The organism is Desulfurellaceae bacterium (assembly GCA_021296095.1).
Lineage (GTDB): Bacteria > Desulfobacterota > Binatia > Bin18 > Bin18 > JAAXHF01.
Genome location: JAGWBB010000145.1, coordinates 10,046 through 11,324, shown reverse-complemented (window position 1 = coordinate 11,324; position 1,279 = coordinate 10,046). Strand labels below are relative to the sequence as shown.

The 1,279-nt window shown below is 61.3% G+C and carries 2 protein-coding genes; both read right to left on the bottom strand.

Features of this window, described 5'->3' with window-relative positions:
- Nucleotides 1-96: 96 nt before the first annotated feature.
- On the bottom strand, nt 97-849 hold the full coding sequence (locus J4F42_21645; GenBank protein MCE2488127.1) for an SDR family oxidoreductase: 753 nt from the start codon (nt 847-849) through the stop codon (nt 97-99).
- A 136-nt stretch (nt 850-985) separates the two neighbouring features.
- The coding region (locus J4F42_21640; GenBank protein ID MCE2488126.1) for a type II toxin-antitoxin system HicB family antitoxin at nt 986-1,279 on the bottom strand (294 nt) is incomplete at its 5' end.

The window sequence follows — 1,279 nt, the reverse complement described above, 5'->3', positions numbered from 1 at the left end:
TACCAGCGCCCAGGGCGTGCTGGTTGAAGAGAGCAGCCAGGAGCGGTCCGGGTTCACGGTCTATTTTTCGCGCTTATAGCCTGTTCCACAGGCCACTCACTGGGCGAGATAGCCGCCGTCCACCGGCATGGGATGGCCGGTCACAAACGAGGCCGCGTCGGAACACAACCAGACTGCGGCCTCGGCAATCTCGCGCGGCTGACCCAGCCGGCCGTTGGGCTGAGCCGTAGCCATGGCATCGATCACCCGCTCGCTCGCCTCGCGCAGCATGGGCGTATCGATCGGTCCCGGACACACGGCGTTAACCCGGATATTGGCTTTGGCGTACTCCAGGGCTGCGGTCTTGGTCAGCCCGACCACGCCGTGTTTGCTGGCCACATACGCGCCGGCGCGCCTGAGACCGATCAGTCCGGCGTCAGACGCGGTGTTGACGATGGCGCCGCCGCCCTGGGTCAGCATATGGGCAATCTCGTATTTGAGACACAGCCACACCCCCTTGAGGTTGATCGCCAGAATGCGCTCCCAGTTCTGTTCGCTATCGTCGGCGACCCGGGCTGTGCGGCCGGCAATACCGGCGTTGTTATACGCGCAGTCGAGGCGACCGTAGGTCTCAACCGTCTTGGCCACCAGAGCCTCGACCTCGGCGGCCTGAGCAACATCGGCTCTGATGAATGTGGCCTGGCCACCAGCCTGCTCGATCTGGCCGACCGTTTCCTCTCCACCCTCAACCGCCACATCGCACACCACCACTTGGGCGCCTTCACGCGCAAAGACCAGACACGCCTGTCTGCCAATACCCGATCCCCCGCCGGTGACGAGGGCGACTTTTCCTTCGACTAATCCTGCCATGCATTTCTCTCCTGCTGAGCTTGGTTTTCTTGGGACGGGATTGTAGGGTGGATTGCGGCGAAAGAAAACCCGCTACGGACGAGAGGCGTCGCGCAGGAAAAGCCGCTCACTGGCTTAACTCTGGCTTAACTCTGGCTTAACTCTGGCTCAACTTGGCACTCGCCAGGCGATTGAGACTCACCCCAACTTCAGCCGCTTCAAGAACAAGACGACGATGGACCTCCGGTGGGACGCGGACCACAAATTTCCCGCTGTATTGCTTATGCGCAATCGGCTCAGGGATACGCTCTCCATCTGCCTGCATGTCCCGCACGACTGTCGCAACAACGTTCCGAATGCCCTTCAGCGCGGTCTCTGGTGTGGTAGCAAGCCAGCTCAAGCTCGGGAATTCTGCACACAGGCCGACGTATTCTTTATCCTCTTCCGACCA